The following is a 16983-nucleotide window of genomic DNA, read 5'->3' on the forward strand; positions in this document are numbered from 1 at the left end:
ATTGTGAAATGAGTGAAGTTGGAAAGAAACCTGGTGTGAATATGAGGAGTATCGTCGCCGCCATCACAGGCCGCTACATCCTCCTTCTGGTCTTGGCCATCATCGCCATTGGGTTCTCGATCGCTCGGCCAGAAACGTACGGAACGTGGGACAACTTCCGATCGATATTGAACACGCAGATCCCCGTCCTGTTTTTGGCGATCGCGGCAACGCTGCCGTTCATCGTCGGTGAGTTTGACTTGTCCCTGGCCGCGACTGGCGCATTCGTCAATGTGTTCTTTGTCGGTTTAGTGCTCAAGCAGGGATGGCCGGTCTGGGCTGCGGTGATCACTTGTCTCGCGGCAGCCCTCGCCATGGGGCTGTTCAACGGGTTCGCGATAGTGCGACTGGGGATTTCGTCTTTCATCGTCACGCTGGCCAGCGGGACGATCCTCGCCGGTATCCTGCTCGCGTATTCAGGTGGCGAGATCATTTACGGCGACGCGCCGGCCGCTCTGACCTTTCTCGGACGGACTTCGCTCGGAGGGCTCCCGCTGCCGGTGATCTTCGCCGCAATAGTGAGCGTGTTCCTCGCGATCGTGCTCTGGGGAACCACAGTCGGACGACGCATGTATGCGTCGGGAAGCAACAGGCGCGCCGCTCAGCTAACGGGTATTCCGACAAATCGCTACTTGATCGTCACGTTCGTCATCGCCGCTGTCCTCGCAGCCGTCGCGGGGTTGGTCCTCGGGTCGCGGCTCGGCAGCGCGACGCCCGACACCAGCAACACGCTTCTCATCCCGGCATTCGCCGGTGCATTCCTTGGAGCGACCGGCTTTAGCGCCGGCCGTTTCAATATTCCGGGAACAGTGGTGGCCGTGTTTATCGTCGGCGCCGCCGTCAACGGGCTACAGCAGATTGGGGCCGCGATTTGGGTCCAGCCGGTGTTCAACGGCGTGGTCCTCTTCGTCGCGGTTGCCCTGGCGCAATGGACACAGCGACTGCGCGCCGCATCTGCGAAACGCGAACGTCTCCGGGAGATCGAGGCGCTGGCTAAGCATGACGCCGAAACCCACAGCAAGGCGCCCGCTGCGTAAGAGACGCGCCTTCCCATCAAGCAATCAACTAACAAAGAAATAGGAGAAGATCACATGTCACGAACGAAATTCGCTGCGAGCGTGGTCCCCACACAGATGATCACGGCCGCGGACGGCAATACCTATGCGTATCGTCGGCAGGGGATTGGGGGCGTTCCGCTGGTCCTGTTCAACCGCTTCCGCGGGATGCTCGACGACTGGGACCCGTACTTACTCGACCTTCTTTCCGCAGACCGCGAGGTAATCGTCTTCGACAACGCGGGCGTCGGGCGGAGCGGAGGGGGCTTTCCCGACACCATCGACGAGGCCGCCCGAAACGCGATCGGCGTGGTAGAAGCACTCGGTCTAGACCTGGTGGACCTCATGGGGTTCTCCATGGGCAGCTACGTCGTTCAATCGTTCACCGTTCAACGCCCGGAGCTCGTCCGCAGGATCATCCTGACTGGTTCTGGCGCAGAGAGCCGGGCCAGTAGCTGGACGACTGCCGTAACCGAAGCAGCACTTCGCGACCATGACGATCCGGCCGACACCGTGTTCCTTTTCTTTGAGCCGACGACGTCCAGCACCGGTGCCGGATGGGCGTACCAAGAGCGGATCAAGGACCGCGAGACAGATCTGGACATCCCCGTGACCGCAGAGACACGCACGCAACAGCTCAAGGCGATGAAAGCATGGGCGGGTTCGTCCGAGCTTGTCGCCAAGAAGCTGCGCTCAATCTCAGTACCGGCACTGATCGCAAACGGCGACAACGACATCATGATCGGCACGGACAACACCGTGGATCTGGGCAACTTGATTCCCTTCTCTCAAACCGAGATCTATCCTGATGCCGGTCACGGATTCCTTTTCCAGTATCCCGAGCTGTTCAGCAAGCACGTGAACGATTTCCTTACTCACGAGTACGTGCTCCCTGAGCGTGACATACACGAGTGGGCCGACGCATTCATTTCAGAAACACACGAAAGGAAGATTTCACATGGGAACCCTTGACGGAAAAGTCGCGATCATCACGGGCGCGGCGAGTGGGCAGGGTGCCGCGGAGGCGGCGGTATTCGTGAGCAAGGGCGCACGAGTCGTCATTGGGGATATTCAGCCCCAAGGTGAAGAGGTTGCAAAGAAGCTCGGCGAGAACGCCATCTTCGTGCACCTCGATGTATCAAAGGAGGCAGACTGGTCCGCGGCCGTGGAAGCAGCTCACGACTCATTCGGACCGGTCTCGGTGCTGGTAAACAACGCGGCGTACTTTCGTCCGAAACCGCTGCTTGAGACCACTCAGCAGGACATGGAGTTGCACTTCGCCGTGAACGTCGTTGGCCCGTTTCTGGGTATCTTGGCTGTCGTCCCGGACATGCGCGAACTCGGCGGGGGCTCGATCATCAACACGATCTCCACGTCGGGAATCCGATACCTGCCCGAACAGGTCGCCTACGCGGTGTCGAAGTGGGCTGGCCGGGGATTTGCGAGCCTCGCGGCAGCGGAGTTGGCGAAGGAAAACATCCGGGTGAACTCGATCTACCCCGGACTCATCAACACACCGATGATCGCAGGCAACACGCCTGAGATGAACGAATTCCTTAAAAGCCAGATCCCGCTCGGACGCCTCGGCGAGCCGGAGGACATCGCGGGCGTCGTCGCTTTCCTGGCCTCCGACGAGGCTCGCTATATGGTCGGCGCCGAGGTAGCGATCGACGCGGGCGCACGCCTCCGGCTCTAGCTTCGTCGCTCTCCTATCGATCCGGCCAGGGGACTGCGCCGGTGATCGGTAACAGAGCCGGTGTGCGCTTCCGGTAAAACACGCGCCGCGTGCACCCCTCTTGATCGCCTTGAAGCTACTGAATCTTCAGCGGATGGTGATGGTCTGGAGGGGTGGACGCGGTTTCCTCTCCCGGGCGACAATCGTGGGCGGCGGTCACTGATTGGGGTTCGGCAGGTATAACCGTGAGCGCATCGGCCGCCCCCGGGCGCGCGGAATAAATCACCATTTCGTTTGGTGCTGGCCCCCCGCGTCGCGGCGGACGCGAACGAAACGGTCCTACTCTCGTTGAACCCGCATCGAGCCCTAGACCGCGACGTCACACAGCCGGGTCTGTCTCGGCAAATTCAGCAGAACGGCTGCCGCGGTCCATGGCCTTTGACCGGGGCAGGACCGGCGTGCCTGTCGGAACCTCAGACGGTACTCAGAGTTGGCCCCACACCAAAACCCGGTCTTTAGGCGAAACCGCCTCTGTCGACGGGGTCCCAGAAACGGGACCGCGGCGCGCAGATAAGACAACTCGTTCACCTCCGTCTTATGGCCATGAGAAAAAGACACCCCCGTTGCTTAGCAGTGACGTGTGGGATGGCAAGTCACACATATGAGAGAGAGCAAACGTGACACGTATTGGCATTGTGGCCGAGTTGGGCCGAGAGAACAGGGTGGCGGCGACACCCACTACCGTAAAGCAACTGTTGGAGTTGGGCTACGGCGTCTTGGTCGAGAAAGGCGCAGGTGAGTCAGCGTCCTTCCCCGACCATACATACATCGAGGCCGGCGCAACGATCGTGGGTGCCGACGAGGCGTGGGGCAGTGAAGTGGTGCTGAGGGTGAACCCGCCCTCAAAGGAGGAGATCGGCCGACTGGCCGAAGGGGCAACCCTGATCGGGACGCTGAGCCCGGGCTTGCGGCCGGAACTGGTGGAGGCCCTGGCGGCACGGCCGATCACGGCGCTGGCACTGGATGCCGTGCCGCGCATCTCGCGGGCACAGTCGATGGACGTGCTGAGCTCCATGGCCAACATCGCTGGTTACCGAGCTGTCATCGAGGCAGCCCACGAATTCGGCCGGTTCTTCACGGGACAGGTAACCGCAGCGGGCAAAGTCCCTCCGGCCAAAGTCTTGGTCGCCGGCGCCGGCGTCGCCGGGCTGGCGGCGATCGGCGCAGCGAGCAGTCTGGGCGCGATCGTGCGCGCTACGGACCCCCGCCCCGAGGTAGCCGATCAGGTGAAGTCCATCGGCGGGACCTACCTCAAGGTCGAGGCCGCCGAGGAGATGCAGTCCTCGGACGGCTATGCCAAGGCCACCTCCGAGGCCTACAACCGGCGCGCCGCAGAGATCTACTCCGAGCAGGCCCGTGACGTGGACATCATCATCACCACGGCCCTCATCCCGGGGCGTCCGGCGCCGAAACTGCTCACGGCCGAGGATGTGGCCGGCATGAAACCGGGCAGCGTGATCGTTGACATGGCCGCCGGGCAGGGCGGGAACGTGGAGGGCTCGGTCGCCGGCGAACGCGTTGTCACGGACAACGGTGTCGTGATCCTCGGTTACACCGACCTTCCCGCCCGGTTGCCGGCGCAAGCGTCGCAGCTCTACGGAACCAACATGGTGAACCTACTCAAGCTCCTCACTAAGGAGAAGGACGGCCAGTTGAGGATCGACTTCGACGACGTCGTGCAGCGCTCGGTGACGGTGGTGCGAGAAGGCGAGAAGACCTGGCCGGCGCCTCCGGTCCAGGTTTCCGCTGCCCCTCCGGCACAGGCTGATATCAAACCGGCCGGAGAGTCGTCCGGCCACAAAGCAGGAAAGAAGGGGATGAGCCCGGTTGGCAAGGCGGTGCTCTTCGCCGCCGGAATAGCAGCACTTTTTGGGATCAACGCCATTGCCCCGGCCCCGCTACCGCAGCACTTCACGGTCTTGCTGCTCTCGATCGTGGTCGGGTTCTACGTCATCGGGAAAGTGGCACATGCCCTGCACACCCCGCTGATGTCCGTCACCAATGCGATCTCCGGGATCATCGTCGTCGGCGCGCTGCTGCAGGTGACCTCCGACAACCTGACCATGCAGGTCATCGCCGCCGTTGCGGTCCTGTTGGCCAGCATCAACATCTTCGGCGGCTTCGCTGTCACCCGACGCATGCTCGCGATGTTCTCCCGGGGAGACAAAGCACATGGATGAGCGCCGTACGCGAACCTACACGAACTTTAACGAGGAGCCCAACCGTGTCTGACACCGTCTCCGGTCCGTTGACCACAGAATCCATCGCGGGGGCGGCCTACGTTGTCGCGGCCCTGCTGTTCATCCTCAGCCTCGCCGGGTTGAGCAGGCACGAGAAAGCCCGCTCGGGCGTCATCTACGGCATCTCGGGCATGGCAATTGCGCTGGCGGCCACCGTTTGGCTGACCCTGCAGGGCGCCTGGGGCACAGACCAGGGCCGCACTGGCCTGCTCCTGCTCGTCATTTCTGTGCTGGTCGGGGGCGCCGTCGGGTTGTGGCGCGCCCGGGTGGTGGAAATGACCGGGATGCCCGAGTTGATTGCCCTGCTTCACAGTTTCGTTGGCCTCGCCGCGGTGCTGGTCGGCTGGAACGGCCACCTCGAGGCCCCCCATCTGCCCGAAGCGCTTTTGGCGGTGCATCATGCCGAGGTGTTCATCGGCGTGTTCATCGGAGCGGTAACCTTCACCGGCTCGATCGTCGCGTTCCTGAAACTCTCGGCCAGGATGAAGTCGACCCCGTTGATGTTGCCCGGAAAGAACGCCATTAACCTCGGCGCCCTGGTCGCGTTCGCCGCGCTGACCGTCTGGTACGTCAACGACTCCCAGCTGTGGCTGCTGGTCGTCGTCACCCTGCTCGCCCTGGGGCTGGGCTGGCACCTTGTAGCATCCATAGGCGGCGGCGACATGCCGGTCGTCGTGTCCATGCTCAACAGCTACTCCGGCTGGGCCGCGGCGGCCGCGGGATTCCTGCTGAACAACGACCTTCTCATCGTCACGGGCGCGCTTGTCGGCTCCTCCGGCGCGTATTTGTCCTACATCATGTGCAAGGCCATGAACCGGTCCTTTATCTCAGTGATTGCCGGCGGTTTCGGCATTGCCGCGCCCGCCGCGGCGGGCGCCGACTACGGCGAACACCGCGAAATCACAGCCCAGGCAACCGCGGAACTGCTCACCAACGCATCCAGCGTCGTCATCACCCCCGGCTACGGCATGGCAGTCGCCCAGGCCCAGTACCCGGTCGCCGAACTGGCCCAGCAACTACGCGAACGCGGCGTCGATGTGCGCTTCGGCATCCACCCCGTTGCCGGCCGTTTGCCTGGCCACATGAACGTGCTTCTCGCCGAGGCAAAAGTACCCTACGACATCGTCCTGGAAATGGACGAAATCAACGAAGACCTTGGCGAGACCTCGGTCGTCCTCGTCATCGGAGCCAACGACACCGTGAACCCCGCCGCAGCCGAGGACCCAAGCAGCCCCATCGCCGGCATGCCCGTGCTGCGGGTTTGGGAAGCCGAGAATGTCATCGTGTTCAAACGCTCAATGGCTGCAGGTTACGCCGGGGTGCAGAACCCCCTGTTCTTCCGGGAGAACTCCCAAATGCTCTTCGGCGACGCCAAACAACGCGTCGAAGACATCCTCCGCGCATTTTAGCGGGAAGGCGTATTCACCTTTGAGGCGCATCACGGGGGGAAGACCCGTTTTCCGGTTCAGCGTCCGGTCCGATTACCACTTATCCGAGATGAGAAGAGACCATGCTGTGGCACCGACTTATTCCCAACGGCACTCGCCGGCGGGCGTCTAATTCAAGCACCCCCGGTAAAACACCCTGCCCAGACATGTGGACTCAGCTGCAAGCAATTACCATCGATGAATATAATTCGCTCCCCTGGCTTGGCCTTCACTACAGTCACGAGTTCTTACTTCCCACAAGCACGAACTGTTGTAGTGCCGACGCCGAGTCGTGACGCGCCGTTCTGAGCGCCGGCCAGGTAACTTGAGAACCTCTCGCGGCAGATGGCATTGGCAACCTTCGGCCATCACGTCACCGACACCGTAGGCGCTCATCGCGCCTTCTGGTGTTCTCACCTGAACGAACAACGCACGGCAACCCGGCGGGGCTCGACCGTGACAATCATTCGGGTAACGCGCGATCGCTTCGCCGACGCCGATGGGGATCGCATGGCGGTAGCCCTTTCCCCGGATCGTGATTTCACAACGGGGCCAGTCGTTGTCATCGGCCCGCGACCCGGCCCGGCGACCTCACCATGGCGCAGTTCCTGCCGCCAACCGGTTATCGCCAACTATTGCACGTCCAGTATGCGGGTGCTCGCGGGCGACCTACGGGGTGGTTACCAAGAGACTCGAGGTGGCCGTGGCGACAAGCTTTCCGTTCTTATCCAGGACGTCACCTGCCGCGAAGACAACTCGCCGGCCGGACTTGCGTACTGTCCCTACAGCAGTCAATGGACCAAGTTCGGGAAGCACCGGACGTAGGTAGCTGACTGAAATTTCAATTGAAGTGTAGGAGACACCGGCAGGCAACGTGGTGTGTGCAGCGCAGCCGATCGCGGTGTCGAGCAGGGTGCACACGAGACCGCCATGGATCACGCCGAGGGGGTTGTAGTGTACCTCTTCGGGGTCGCAGCGAAACGTGACCCGTCCTGGCTCAACTGCGGTGACGGTCATAGCCATGGCGACCGCCATGGGCGGGGGCGGCACAGAACCATCGGCAAGCCCTTGGACATAGTCAAGGCCAGACAAGCCGGCGGCTTTAACAGCCACATCCTGAGGCCTTATCCATTCAAGGATCTTTCGGGCGGTTGCAAACTTCGGTTTCTGGTCGACCATGTAGTCCACTCCTCCGCATAGGGCCCATACGCGTCTAGGGTGAAATCCTGGCGCGGATAGACAGATTATCATGGCAGTTCGAAAAACGAACTGACTCTAGGGATTTCCGCGTCAATCACGATGCGTTCCGTTGCATCTGATTGATGCTCCCCAAGCATCGGGGATCCGCCGGAGGGATTGTTAGGTACTTCCTGCAGGAGCTGGCCGCTGTCCCAGACTTCAGGCCACATCCGTTCCAGACGCTTTGCCATGATCACGCCCGTAAGTTTCCCCCCACGAGCGCAAGGCCTGGAGCACTGGACGCAGGGCCATGCCCGATTCGCTGAGGACATATTCGTACCGCGCCGGGCGCTCCGAATACTTCTTGCGGAGGATGACTCCTGACTGGGTCAGTTTTTGAAGTCTGGCAGTGAGTCTTTCCCTTGGGGCACCTGTGTTGCGGTGGATGTCCGTGAACCTCGTATTCCCGAATCCGATCTCGCGAAGGACAAGCAACGACCACTTGTCCCCAACGATGTCGAGCGCATCGGCGATGCCGCACTCCCGGATTTCATCTTTCGGCGAAGGTTCGCTCGTCGAACTCATGATGCTATTTTAGTCCAGAGTGTCAGTATCATAATTGAACCAACCGTGGGCGCCGAGTGTGATTTTGGCTTCCGCGTTTTCGGTTCACCCAAGGGGACATCCCTGCAAGGCAAGGGGCTACCACCACTTCCGCCGTCGTTGTTCCTGCGGCCCTTCCCGCGAGCGGCAAGTGGAAAGTCGGCTGCGCCGGTATTTCGCTTTCCGCGTCTGCGTCTTTCCGGTCCTGGGCCACCACCCGCCGCCCTTACCGCGGTGGCGCCCGGGCACCCATGCCTCGGCCCTGTATGCGTCGGACTGCCCGTCGGTGCCGTCTGCCTCGTCTTTCTTCTGGCTCGGCCCTCGGTGGTGGACCCGTCTGGGCCCCTTCCTGCCCCGTGGCCCCGCCTTGTGCGCCCCGCTTCTGGACACTCACTGCGGATGCAGGGGCTGTGCTGCCGGGCCCCGCCTGGAGCACCTGTCCCATGATGACCGCCTCGACGGCAGCCTGGATCTTCGCTTTGTCCAGCGCTCCGGCTACCCGGCCGTCATTGAGCACTCCAGGCAACCGGCGCACATCGTCGAGCGCGTTCCGCAAGTCTTCCTCCGTGGGCGGATTGTCGTCGCGCATGAGGGTACGGAGGAAATAGTTGTTAGTGCTTACGTCGCCGGAACTGAACCGGGTGCCTTCCAACGGCGCCATCCCGGGCAACGTCCGGCGCAGGTGCTGATTGAAGAGCTGCCCGTAGCGGAAGGCCGAAACTAACTCCTTGTCCCGAAGCGCCGGAACGGCATTAACCACCCGGTACCGCTGCCTCGCCATAGCGCTTTGACGAGAGTACTGCCGGAACACCATGGCAGCCGCCTCACAGACTGCAAGCCAAGGATCATCATTCACCTCGGACAGGAATTTCTCCGCTTGTTCGATCAGCTCATCATGGCCAGCGAAGACCACATCCTCCTTGGAGCGGAACTGTCGAAAAAAGGTGCTACGGGATATTCCGGCCGCGCGCGCAACATCTTCAACACTGCTGGCCTCAAAGCCTTGCTGCGCAAATAGCCGTACGGCCGTTGCCGCAACAGCAGAGCGAAACCCGCGTCGTCTCCCCCGCGCGCATTCTGATTCGCAGCGTCGACGTTTCCCGTTGGTGAGCTTTGTCCATCGTCCTACGCTACGCCGCGGACATTCTTCACCTCTGCTGACGATGGGCCGTAGAATTTCGCCATGAGTAGCATGCAACAGATTGACCACGGGGTATCCCTGACAGTCCAGGTCACCACCATGCTGCGGGCTGCCATTACATCGGGCGAGATGAGCCCTGATCAGCACTTTTCGGCTATCGGGCTTGCCGAAAAGCTCGGCGTGTCCCGGACACCGGTCCGCGAAGCCCTGCAACTTCTCGAGAAAGAAGGCATCGTCCGGATCGAGAAGAACCGCGGTGTCCGGGTACTGCAGATGTCGCTGGAAGAAATCGTCCAGATCTTCCAGATCCGAATCATCCTCGAGCCCCCAGCAGCAGCGCGGGCCGCTGAAGCCGCCACCGACGAAGACTTTGCACATTTCCGATTGCTGCACGGGAGAATCCTGGACGCAGCAGCCAGCGACGACGGGCCCGGCACCCTACAAGCAGACAAAGACTTCCATCTTTTCTTGATGGGACTGGCAGGCAACCCACGGTTAACCGCATTGGACAGCGAACTGCGTAACCTGGTGCTCGCACACGGCCTTGTAACCATCCCCGCCGCCCGGAGCAGCCAGGACCTTGCCAACGACCGCAACGAGATCCTCGGTGCGTTGGAGCGACGGGACCCCCGCGCCGCGGCTGATGCAGTCCGGGACCATGTCACCCGGACGGCCCAGTTGCTCATTACCGGGGTCTGCGCCCAGACACCGGGACTGTCCGCCAAGGAGTATCTGACGAAGCTTGAGCATCTGACCAAGTTCGCCAGTTGACCGAACTCGCCAAGCTAATTGGACGCGGGCTTCGCCAGGCTTATTTGGCACAGGCCGACCCGGATTCGCCACACTCTGCCGGAATCGCCTATTTACACGTGGAAAGAATTCTTCTAGAGTTGCATGCAACATACGAGTTGTGGCATGCAACATGCACTGAGAAAGGATGCACCGTGGCATCCCCCTCCCCCATTTCTTCAAGCAACCAGCCGTTGGCCGGAATCCGTGTAGCGGATTTCTCCCGCGTCCTTGCTGGGCCCTTGTGCACCATGATGTTGGCTGATTATGGTGCCGAGGTCATCAAGATTGAGAGTCCGGCCGGGGACGATACCCGGGCATGGATTCCACCCGTCGATGCCAGCGGTACGGGGACATACTTCGCCAGCGTCAACCGCAATAAGAAGTCGGTGGTCGCAGACCTCTCCACGGAACGTGGGCTTGCATGTGCCCGCGCCCTTATCGCTGAGTGCGACGTCGTCGTCGAAAACTTCCGTCCTGGGGTCATGGCGAAATTCGGTCTGGATTATCAGGCCGTTTCTGAGGGCCGGCCGGACATCGTCTATTGTTCGATCTCGGGCTTCGGGGCCGGCGCCGGCGCAAATCTGCCAGGCTATGACCTGCTCATGCAGGCGCTAGGTGGCCTGATGAGCATCACTGGCCACCCCGAAGGAGAACCCAGCAAGGTCGGGGTTGCCCTGGTTGACGTCCTGACCGGACAGAACGCACTCGCCGGCATCTTGATGGCGCTCCGGGTTCGCGATGCTACGGGGACGGGGCAGGAGGTGCAGGTCAACCTCCTCTCCTCGCTGCTGGCAGCCTTGGTGAACCAGGGCACCGCCACGTTGGCGACCGGGAATTCGCCTGCCAGGCTTGGTAATGCCCATCCCAGCATCGCCCCCTATGAGACCTTCCGCACGGGCGACGGTACGCTCGCCGTGGCCGTGGGCAACGACCGGCAGTTCGCGGCCCTGGCCTCGGTTCTGGGCCTGGAGGGCCTGGCCGAGGAGGCGAGGTTCCTCAGCAACGAACGCAGGGTGGCCTCCCGGGCGGAACTGCGGACTGTTATCGAAGCGGCGCTTCGCGCCGACACGGCCGCGCACTGGCAACAGAAACTGCTTGAAGCGGGGGTTCCTGGGGGCAAGGTCAACAGCATCGGTGAGGCTTTCGAACTGGCCGAGAGCCTGGGGCTCGGCCCGTCGATCGTTGTCACCGATCCCGCCACAGGCCGGGAGTCCCGGCAGTTGGCCAACCCGATCCGGTTGTCCGCCGCGGCACCGGAATACCGGCGGGTTCCCCCAGGCCTTGGCGAGCACCAAGGCAGCACTTTTTCTTCGGAACTCTCAACCACCACCGTGAAAGGCTCCTAATGTCTGATATCAGCGATCTGATTGATTTTGATTCCCTGCTCAGCGCGGATGAACGTGCGCTGCGCGATTCCGTGCGGTCCTTCGTGGACAGCGAGATCAAGCCGAATATCGCAGCCTGGTATGAAAAGGCGGTCTTCCCGCTGGAGATTGTTCCGGAACTGGGCCGGCTGGGCCTGCTCGGGATGCACCTGAAGGGCTATGGCTGCGCGGGCCGTTCCGCCGTCGAGTACGGCCTGGCCGGGGCGGAACTTGAGGCCGGGGACTCCGGGCTGCGGACCTTTGTCTCGGTGCAGGGCTCGCTGGCGATGAGCGCCATCTACAAGCACGGCTCCGAAGAACAGAAGCAGGAGTGGCTGCCGGCGATGGCGAAAGGTGACGCGATCGGTTGCTTCGGACTCACCGAGCCAGCCGCCGGCTCCGATCCGGGCAGCATGACGACCTTCGCGCGCCGCGACGGCAGCGACTGGGTCCTCAACGGTTCCAAGCGCTGGATCGGCCTGGCGTCCGTTGCCCAGGTCGCCGTCATCTGGGCCCAGACCGACAGCGGCATCCGCGGCTTCCTGGTTCCTACTGAGACCCCCGGATTCACGGCCACGCCGATCGAAAAGAAGCTCTCCATGCGGGCATCCATCCAGTGCGACATCGAATTGACCGAGGTGCGCCTGCCCGGGAACGCGGTGCTGCCCAACGTCGTAGGGCTCAAGGGCCCCTTCTCCTGCCTGAACGAGGCCCGTTACGGGATCATCTGGGGCGCCATGGGCGCCGCCCGCGACGCGTTCGAGGCCGCCCTCGACTACTCCAAGGAACGCCTGCAGTTCGGCAAGCCGCTGGCTGGCTACCAGCTGACCCAGCAGAAGCTGGTGGACATGGCCTTGGAGATCAACAAGGGATTCCTCCTCGCCCTGCACCTCGGGCGCAAGAAGGACGCCGGCACCTTGCAACCGGACCAGATCTCGGTCGGCAAACTGAACAACTGCCGCGAAGCCATCAAGATCGCCAGCGAGGCCCGGACTATCCTCGGAGGCAACGGAATCACTCTGGACTACTCACCTTTGCGTCACGCGAACAACCTGGAATCCGTTCGCACGTATGAAGGCACCGACGAGGTGCACACCCTCATCGTGGGCAACAAGCTCACCGGCCTGGCCGCCTTCCGCTAGGCGCAGGGCAGTGGGTGGAACACCTATCAACGGGCCAATGGTCCGACAAAGAAAAAGCCCATGCGAAACAGCACGGTTAGCCAGGGTCCATGTGAAGGAACGGCTTCAAGCAACCGCTGAGAGGAACGACCCATTTCTGATGAAGGCTGAAAATGCCACGAATATATTTCGCGATCCTCGCGGCGCAGCTCGACTCGCAGACGCCGTAGGGATCCGTCAGCCATCGCTCTGCCACCACTTCGCCACCAAGGATGACATTCTCGCGGAGCCCCTGGACGGCACCGTGGCGGCAAGCCTGGCCTTCCGCCCGGCCCTCCACGACAGAGTTCACAATTAGCCGAGACACGCTGGACGTCAGTGGCGAGATTCCAGGCGCGCGCCGGCATTGGCCAGTTCGATGAGGATTTCCGAGGATTTCGGGTGGTCCCAAGCGGTGGTTGCGGCCGTGAGCTCCGCCCCGCATGTTTGGCACCAAGCACCGGAGGCGGACTCCGTCCCGCAGGTTGTACAGATAATGCGCATCAGCGTTTCGCCCGTGGACTGGGTGTGCCTCTGCGCCCACACAGTGAACACATGCAGCACGGGCAGCGCGTCGGTTCCGGCCGCGGTGAGGAGGTACTCGTTCCGGGGGCGCTTTCCCGTACTGTAAGGCTCGGCTGTCAGAACGCCCGCCGCGACTAGGCGCCGGAGGCGCTCGCTGAGGACGTTGTCAGCGACCCGGAGCTCCTTCTTCAGGCCGTCGAACCGGTTGTTGCCCATGAAGACCTCCCGCAGAACCAGCAGAGACCAGGGATCGCCCAGGACGTCCGCGGCCCGGGCAATGGGGCACTTGTCTTCCGACCAGCTGGTACGAAGCGGCATAAGAATCCCTTCCAAGATCCACTAACTTGCTTAAAGCAAGCTTTTTTACTTTCTTAAAGAAAGCTTGTACTCTGACTGTAATCGCCGGGAACGGAACGAAACAACCCCCTCACCGCCGCAGCGATCTCGCCACCCGGTGACGACCCCAGCCCCCCAGGAGTACGGAATGACTGTTACGGCTGAAAGGACCGAGCCGACGACGGCCGGTGCGAGCGCCCCTTCGCCCGCAGCCCCTACGGGCATGCTGCCCCTGAGCGTGTTCGGTATTCCACTGGGCCTGGCCGGTCTCGGCGCAGGATGGTCAGCCGCCCGAGTCACCCTCGGGGCGCCGGCCTGGCCGGCGGAAGTCCTCTACGGAGCAGCCAGCGCAATCTGGCTCATTTTTACCGTGGTCTACGTACTGCGCGGCCTGCGCCGCAAAGGAGCCTTCGGGGCCGACCTTCGACACCCGATGGCCGGCCCGTTTGCGTCCTTCATCCCCCTGGTGGGGATCCTGCTCTCTGCCCACTACAGCGAGTATCTTCCCGGGTTAGGTGCCTGGGTGTGCGTTGCGTTCATCGCAGCCCTCGCAATCGTGGCCACCCAGCTCTTTGCCCACTGGGTCACCGGCGGAGTATCAATGCAATCCATCCACCCCGGCTACTTCCTGCCCGTCGTGGCCGGATCCTTCGTCGCCAGCATCGGGTTCTCCAGCATCCACGCCCACGAGGCTGCACTCGCCGCCTTCGGCATCGGCGCGTTCTTCTGGCTCGTCGTCGGAACCGTCGTCACGGTCCGACTCATGACCGCCGGCGCACTTCCTCCGGCCGCCAAGACCGGCATGTCGGCCTACCTCGCGGCCCCCGCCACCGCAAACACAGCATGGATGGTTTCACATCCGGGACCCATGGGAGCGCTTCAGCTCGGGCTCACCGGAGTGCTCGTCATCATGCTGCTCATGCAGCTTCTGCTCATCGGCGAGTACCGCAAGCTTCCCTTCAGCCCTCTGTTCTGGGTCTTCACCTTCCCTGTCGCCACCACGGCAAACTACGCCGTCCGCTGGTTCGCCGCATCGAACGTTCCGGGCAAGGAAATCTACTCCTGGATCATCCTCGCCCTGGCAACCGCGTTCATCACCAGCATCGCCGCCCGCAGCATCGTGACAGCCACGCACGGCAACGCCAAAAAACGCCGGAGCCCCGCACTCGCCTAATCAGTGAAACGTCAGGCGCCCCGTTTCCTGACGGGTGTGAGAGAGGCAGCTGAGGATTTCCCGCAACCGTGGCCCGGAACGGTCGAAAAAGTTTGTCCTCTGCTCCCTCACCCCGATGAACATCTGTCGACTTCTGTGGACCCTGGTCGGTCCCGGCTGCTGACCGCTCCGCGAATTCCCACTCGCAGCGCGGCGGTGAAGCGGCTCTGTTCATATCGTCGTTTGAACTCAACGCTGCGCGAACGTGCCACGACTGGGTCTCGTTCCTCGGCCCCTTTCAGCAGCGCCGTCCGGGCGCCCAAGGAACTCGAAGTCGCAGGGGCCCTGGTAATCTGGCAGCTCTAAATCGCAAGAAGCTGGTGAGCACAAGTTCTAGGTTGGAGGAACCACCCCTGTCGCCAGCGCTTCCTGCGGCAGCAGCAGCGCTGCAGCCGCGATCCAGAGGCCGACGATCTTTAAGGCACGAACCGTAAACGGATTCCCTGTCTTTTTGTCAAGCGCTTTTCCTTAGAGACGACCGCATGGTGATTGCCCGGTCACCCGTGTCCGCAGAACCGATCGCTAACCCTGGCGCGGGCTGGCGGAAGGCTAGAGCAACACAATACTGGCCGTCCCGGTATTTGTTGTGGCACCAGTGTCATGGTTTGATTGTGTCAAGTATTCTTGGCCCCGGTAGGACGGGTATTTCTGGCCCCACCCCGCGGACTGCGTTTGTCCCGCCTCCATGGCTGTCCCTCGCGAATCTGATGAATAGACCGGTCGACAATCGGTCCGAGATTTCCGTTGACTTCCGTTGCTGCCACTTGCAGAATCAGAGCACGTCTTTGTGCCCTCCCGAATAGTCGCTTGGACTTGAGGTTTTGGGAGCGGCCTTCGATGTGACCGATTTCCGTTTGGGGGCTGGATTTCGAAGCACATCACGCCTTCTTGCGTTGGTGGTCTTTTGACGAATGGTCAAGATCAGACTGGGGAAGGATTGTTGTGAATAAGGTCTCTCAACGAGCAAGAATCATGTCATTATCAATGGCGGTCGCCCTTGTTTTCAGTGCATTGTTGGGCATTGGAGGTGCAAACGCGGCCCCCACGACGGCTGATCCGGGGAGCTACATGCCTGCTCCTCCACTTCCGATTGAAGCGTCGTCACCGAAAGTCAAGGCAGATTTCGACGCTCACCTGGCCAAAGTGAAGGAAGAAATCCGTGTCAACGGCGGCAAGATCGTTGGCGAACAAAAAGTCGCCTACGAACCAGCCCCGGCGAAGGCCGCAGGTAAGAAGGCTGGGTCGGTGACACCCATGGCTTTTCCCAGCGGGTGCGGCCTTTACGTGATCACTTACTTCGATTACCACTCGAACACTTACAGCAGCGCTGTGCACTCAGCGCTCACCTCGTGCACTTACAGCGTCTACTACATCGGGATGGATTCCATCCTAAACAAGTACGACACATATTGGGGTTGGTGGGACCAAGTCGGCGAGGGCAGCAACGCAGCCTATTACGTCAGCTCCTTGACGTCGGCTGCTACCTTCACGTGCACAACCGGAAACAACAGCGGTTTCTCGGGAAGCACTACCGGTGAGTTGTACTCCGGGGGTACGAGGTACACGGCTGCCGCTTACGACGGTACGTATTTCTGGGCCTGCGGCAACTAAGTTCCAGAGCCGGGGGCCGGGTTCTTTGCGGACCCGCCTCCGGCTTCCGGCATCTGAATAACCCTGTCATAGGTTTTGCAGAGAAATGGCTCGGCGGCGTGGATCCGGTCGGCCGCAATTTGAAACATGTCAATGTAATGCCCGCCCGGAACTTGAACCCTAGGGAGTCTTCCTGGTTCAACGATCCAGAATGCACCAGGGAATGCTGCCAGGACTGTGTCCGCGTAGTAGAGCGCAACGTCACGTGAAAAGTCATCAACGTCGCCGGCGGGATAAGACCGGTTTCTGATTGCCTCGTCCAACCGTTCCAGACCTTCACGCGAGCACACAACTTCCTTCCCTTCTCTCGGAAGAAGCGGTTCCAGCGTCGGATACAAGCGCAACAGCCCGGCAAAACGCTCTGTTGGCCGTGCCTCGTCTTCCTGCGTATAGACCGCGAACAGCCGGCTGGGCGGATGCGATAGGGCGAATCTCACCGCTGCCCGTGCACGTTCGAGGCTCTCATTAATTTCGGACATACTAACCGACCCCCATGGGACAGAGCCCAATCCAGCTTGGTACCG

General features: G+C 61.7%; 17 protein-coding genes and 1 pseudogene. 12 read left to right on the forward strand and 6 right to left on the reverse strand.

Annotated features, from left to right (window positions below):
- The first annotated feature begins 41 nt into the window (after positions 1-41).
- From ABD742_RS13235 to pntB, 5 genes are all read left to right on the forward strand, one after another.
- Complete coding sequence (locus tag ABD742_RS13235) at positions 42-1076, forward strand: ABC transporter permease (RefSeq protein WP_344789330.1); 1035 nt, start codon at positions 42-44, stop codon at positions 1074-1076.
- Between the two features lie 54 nt (positions 1077-1130).
- Positions 1131-2066: an alpha/beta fold hydrolase gene (locus ABD742_RS13240; protein ID WP_234750433.1), complete on the forward strand. Its 936-nt coding sequence runs from the start codon at positions 1131-1133 to the stop codon at positions 2064-2066.
- Positions 2053-2790, forward strand: coding sequence for an SDR family NAD(P)-dependent oxidoreductase (locus tag ABD742_RS13245; RefSeq protein WP_234750431.1), 738 nt, complete (start codon positions 2053-2055; stop codon positions 2788-2790). Before ABD742_RS13240 ends, ABD742_RS13245 begins: the two co-directional genes overlap by 14 nt.
- Positions 2791-3446: 656 nt before the next feature.
- Complete coding sequence (locus ABD742_RS13250; RefSeq protein WP_234750429.1) at positions 3447-5009, forward strand: Re/Si-specific NAD(P)(+) transhydrogenase subunit alpha; 1563 nt, start codon at positions 3447-3449, stop codon at positions 5007-5009.
- The gene (gene pntB, locus ABD742_RS13255; RefSeq protein ID WP_372460910.1) at positions 5006-6478 is read left to right on the forward strand and encodes a Re/Si-specific NAD(P)(+) transhydrogenase subunit beta; all 1473 of its coding nucleotides are present in this window, start codon (positions 5006-5008) and stop codon (positions 6476-6478) included. The genes ABD742_RS13250 and pntB overlap by 4 nt, the downstream gene beginning before the upstream one ends.
- A 687-nt stretch (positions 6479-7165) precedes the next feature.
- Here pntB and ABD742_RS13260 read toward each other — a convergent pair.
- The 3 genes from ABD742_RS13260 to ABD742_RS13270 all read right to left on the reverse strand — a co-directional run bounded on the left by ABD742_RS13260 (position 7166) and on the right by ABD742_RS13270 (position 9059).
- The gene (locus ABD742_RS13260; protein ID WP_344788178.1) at positions 7166-7519 is read right to left on the reverse strand and encodes a PaaI family thioesterase; all 354 of its coding nucleotides are present in this window, start codon (positions 7517-7519) and stop codon (positions 7166-7168) included.
- A gap of 375 nt (positions 7520-7894) precedes the next feature.
- On the reverse strand, positions 7895-8260 hold the full coding sequence (locus ABD742_RS13265; protein WP_234750407.1) for a winged helix-turn-helix transcriptional regulator: 366 nt from the start codon (positions 8258-8260) through the stop codon (positions 7895-7897).
- A gap of 244 nt (positions 8261-8504) precedes the next feature.
- The gene (locus tag ABD742_RS13270) at positions 8505-9059 is read right to left on the reverse strand and encodes a hypothetical protein (protein ID WP_234750404.1); all 555 of its coding nucleotides are present in this window, start codon (positions 9057-9059) and stop codon (positions 8505-8507) included.
- A gap of 96 nt (positions 9060-9155) precedes the next feature.
- Here ABD742_RS13270 and ABD742_RS13275 point away from each other — a divergent pair, with 96 nt between their 5' ends.
- A complete protein-coding gene (locus tag ABD742_RS13275; RefSeq protein ID WP_234750401.1) occupies positions 9156-9296 on the forward strand; it encodes a hypothetical protein in 141 nt (46 codons plus the stop codon).
- On the opposite strand, the pseudogene ABD742_RS24375 reads toward ABD742_RS13275, so the two are convergent.
- Positions 9240-9566: pseudogene (locus tag ABD742_RS24375) on the reverse strand (TetR family transcriptional regulator); the annotation flags it as partial. The gene ABD742_RS13275 and the pseudogene ABD742_RS24375 overlap by 57 nt on opposite strands.
- On the opposite strand from ABD742_RS24375, the gene ABD742_RS13280 reads away from it, so the two are divergent.
- The 4 genes from ABD742_RS13280 to ABD742_RS13295 all read left to right on the forward strand — a co-directional run bounded on the left by ABD742_RS13280 (position 9462) and on the right by ABD742_RS13295 (position 13054).
- Positions 9462-10190, forward strand: a complete 729-nt coding sequence (locus tag ABD742_RS13280) for a GntR family transcriptional regulator (RefSeq protein ID WP_234750398.1) — start codon at positions 9462-9464, stop codon at positions 10188-10190. The pseudogene ABD742_RS24375 and the gene ABD742_RS13280 overlap by 105 nt on opposite strands.
- 173 nt (positions 10191-10363) lie before the next feature.
- Positions 10364-11557, forward strand: coding sequence for a CaiB/BaiF CoA transferase family protein (locus ABD742_RS13285; RefSeq protein ID WP_308193832.1), 1194 nt, complete (start codon positions 10364-10366; stop codon positions 11555-11557).
- Positions 11557-12717, forward strand: coding sequence for an acyl-CoA dehydrogenase family protein (locus ABD742_RS13290; RefSeq protein ID WP_234750394.1), 1161 nt, complete (start codon positions 11557-11559; stop codon positions 12715-12717). Before ABD742_RS13285 ends, ABD742_RS13290 begins: the two co-directional genes overlap by 1 nt.
- A 139-nt stretch (positions 12718-12856) precedes the next feature.
- The gene (locus tag ABD742_RS13295; RefSeq protein ID WP_308193831.1) at positions 12857-13054 is read left to right on the forward strand and encodes a hypothetical protein; all 198 of its coding nucleotides are present in this window, start codon (positions 12857-12859) and stop codon (positions 13052-13054) included.
- Between the two features lie 17 nt (positions 13055-13071).
- Here the strand turns inward: ABD742_RS13295 and ABD742_RS13300 are convergent, their stop codons facing one another.
- Positions 13072-13578 (reverse strand): winged helix-turn-helix transcriptional regulator, encoded by a 507-nt coding sequence (locus tag ABD742_RS13300; RefSeq protein WP_234750381.1) that lies wholly within the window; start codon positions 13576-13578, stop codon positions 13072-13074.
- Between the two features lie 166 nt (positions 13579-13744).
- Between ABD742_RS13300 and ABD742_RS13305 the strand changes: the two genes are divergently transcribed.
- A complete protein-coding gene (locus tag ABD742_RS13305) occupies positions 13745-14770 on the forward strand; it encodes an SLAC1 family transporter (protein WP_234750379.1) in 1026 nt (341 codons plus the stop codon).
- 1011 nt (positions 14771-15781) lie between these two features.
- On the forward strand, positions 15782-16420 hold the full coding sequence (locus tag ABD742_RS13310; protein ID WP_344788183.1) for a hypothetical protein: 639 nt from the start codon (positions 15782-15784) through the stop codon (positions 16418-16420).
- Here ABD742_RS13310 and ABD742_RS13315 read toward each other — a convergent pair.
- Entirely contained in the window at positions 16417-16938 is a 522-nt protein-coding gene (locus ABD742_RS13315; protein ID WP_234750375.1) for a hypothetical protein, read from the reverse strand. The genes ABD742_RS13310 and ABD742_RS13315 overlap by 4 nt on opposite strands.
- Between the last annotated feature and the right edge of the window lie 45 nt (positions 16939-16983).

The sequence above is a fragment of the Arthrobacter ramosus genome (assembly GCF_039535095.1).
Taxonomy (GTDB): domain Bacteria; phylum Actinomycetota; class Actinomycetes; order Actinomycetales; family Micrococcaceae; genus Arthrobacter; species Arthrobacter ramosus.

Bases quoted from the DNA above. Each gene is read 5' to 3' on its own strand.
- ABD742_RS13235 (WP_344789330.1), top strand. From the start codon at position 42: ATGAGGAGTATCGTCGCCGCCATCACAGGCCGCTACATCCTCCTTCTG.
- ABD742_RS13240 (WP_234750433.1), top strand. From the start codon at position 1,131: ATGTCACGAACGAAATTCGCTGCGAGCGTGGTCCCCACACAGATGATC.
- ABD742_RS13245 (WP_234750431.1), top strand. From the start codon at position 2,053: ATGGGAACCCTTGACGGAAAAGTCGCGATCATCACGGGCGCGGCGAGT.
- pntB (WP_372460910.1), top strand. From the start codon at position 5,006: ATGAGCGCCGTACGCGAACCTACACGAACTTTAACGAGGAGCCCAACC.
- ABD742_RS13260 (WP_344788178.1), bottom strand. From the start codon at position 7,519: ATGGCTATGACCGTCACCGCAGTTGAGCCAGGACGGGTCACGTTTCGC.
- ABD742_RS13265 (WP_234750407.1), bottom strand. From the start codon at position 8,260: ATGAGTTCGACGAGCGAACCTTCGCCGAAAGATGAAATCCGGGAGTGC.
- ABD742_RS13270 (WP_234750404.1), bottom strand. From the start codon at position 9,059: ATGGCGAGGCAGCGGTACCGGGTGGTTAATGCCGTTCCGGCGCTTCGG.
- ABD742_RS13280 (WP_234750398.1), top strand. From the start codon at position 9,462: ATGAGTAGCATGCAACAGATTGACCACGGGGTATCCCTGACAGTCCAG.
- ABD742_RS13290 (WP_234750394.1), top strand. From the start codon at position 11,557: ATGTCTGATATCAGCGATCTGATTGATTTTGATTCCCTGCTCAGCGCG.
- ABD742_RS13295 (WP_308193831.1), top strand. From the start codon at position 12,857: ATGAAGGCTGAAAATGCCACGAATATATTTCGCGATCCTCGCGGCGCA.
- ABD742_RS13300 (WP_234750381.1), bottom strand. From the start codon at position 13,578: ATGCCGCTTCGTACCAGCTGGTCGGAAGACAAGTGCCCCATTGCCCGG.
- ABD742_RS13305 (WP_234750379.1), top strand. From the start codon at position 13,745: ATGACTGTTACGGCTGAAAGGACCGAGCCGACGACGGCCGGTGCGAGC.
- ABD742_RS13310 (WP_344788183.1), top strand. From the start codon at position 15,782: ATGTCATTATCAATGGCGGTCGCCCTTGTTTTCAGTGCATTGTTGGGC.
- ABD742_RS13315 (WP_234750375.1), bottom strand. From the start codon at position 16,938: ATGTCCGAAATTAATGAGAGCCTCGAACGTGCACGGGCAGCGGTGAGA.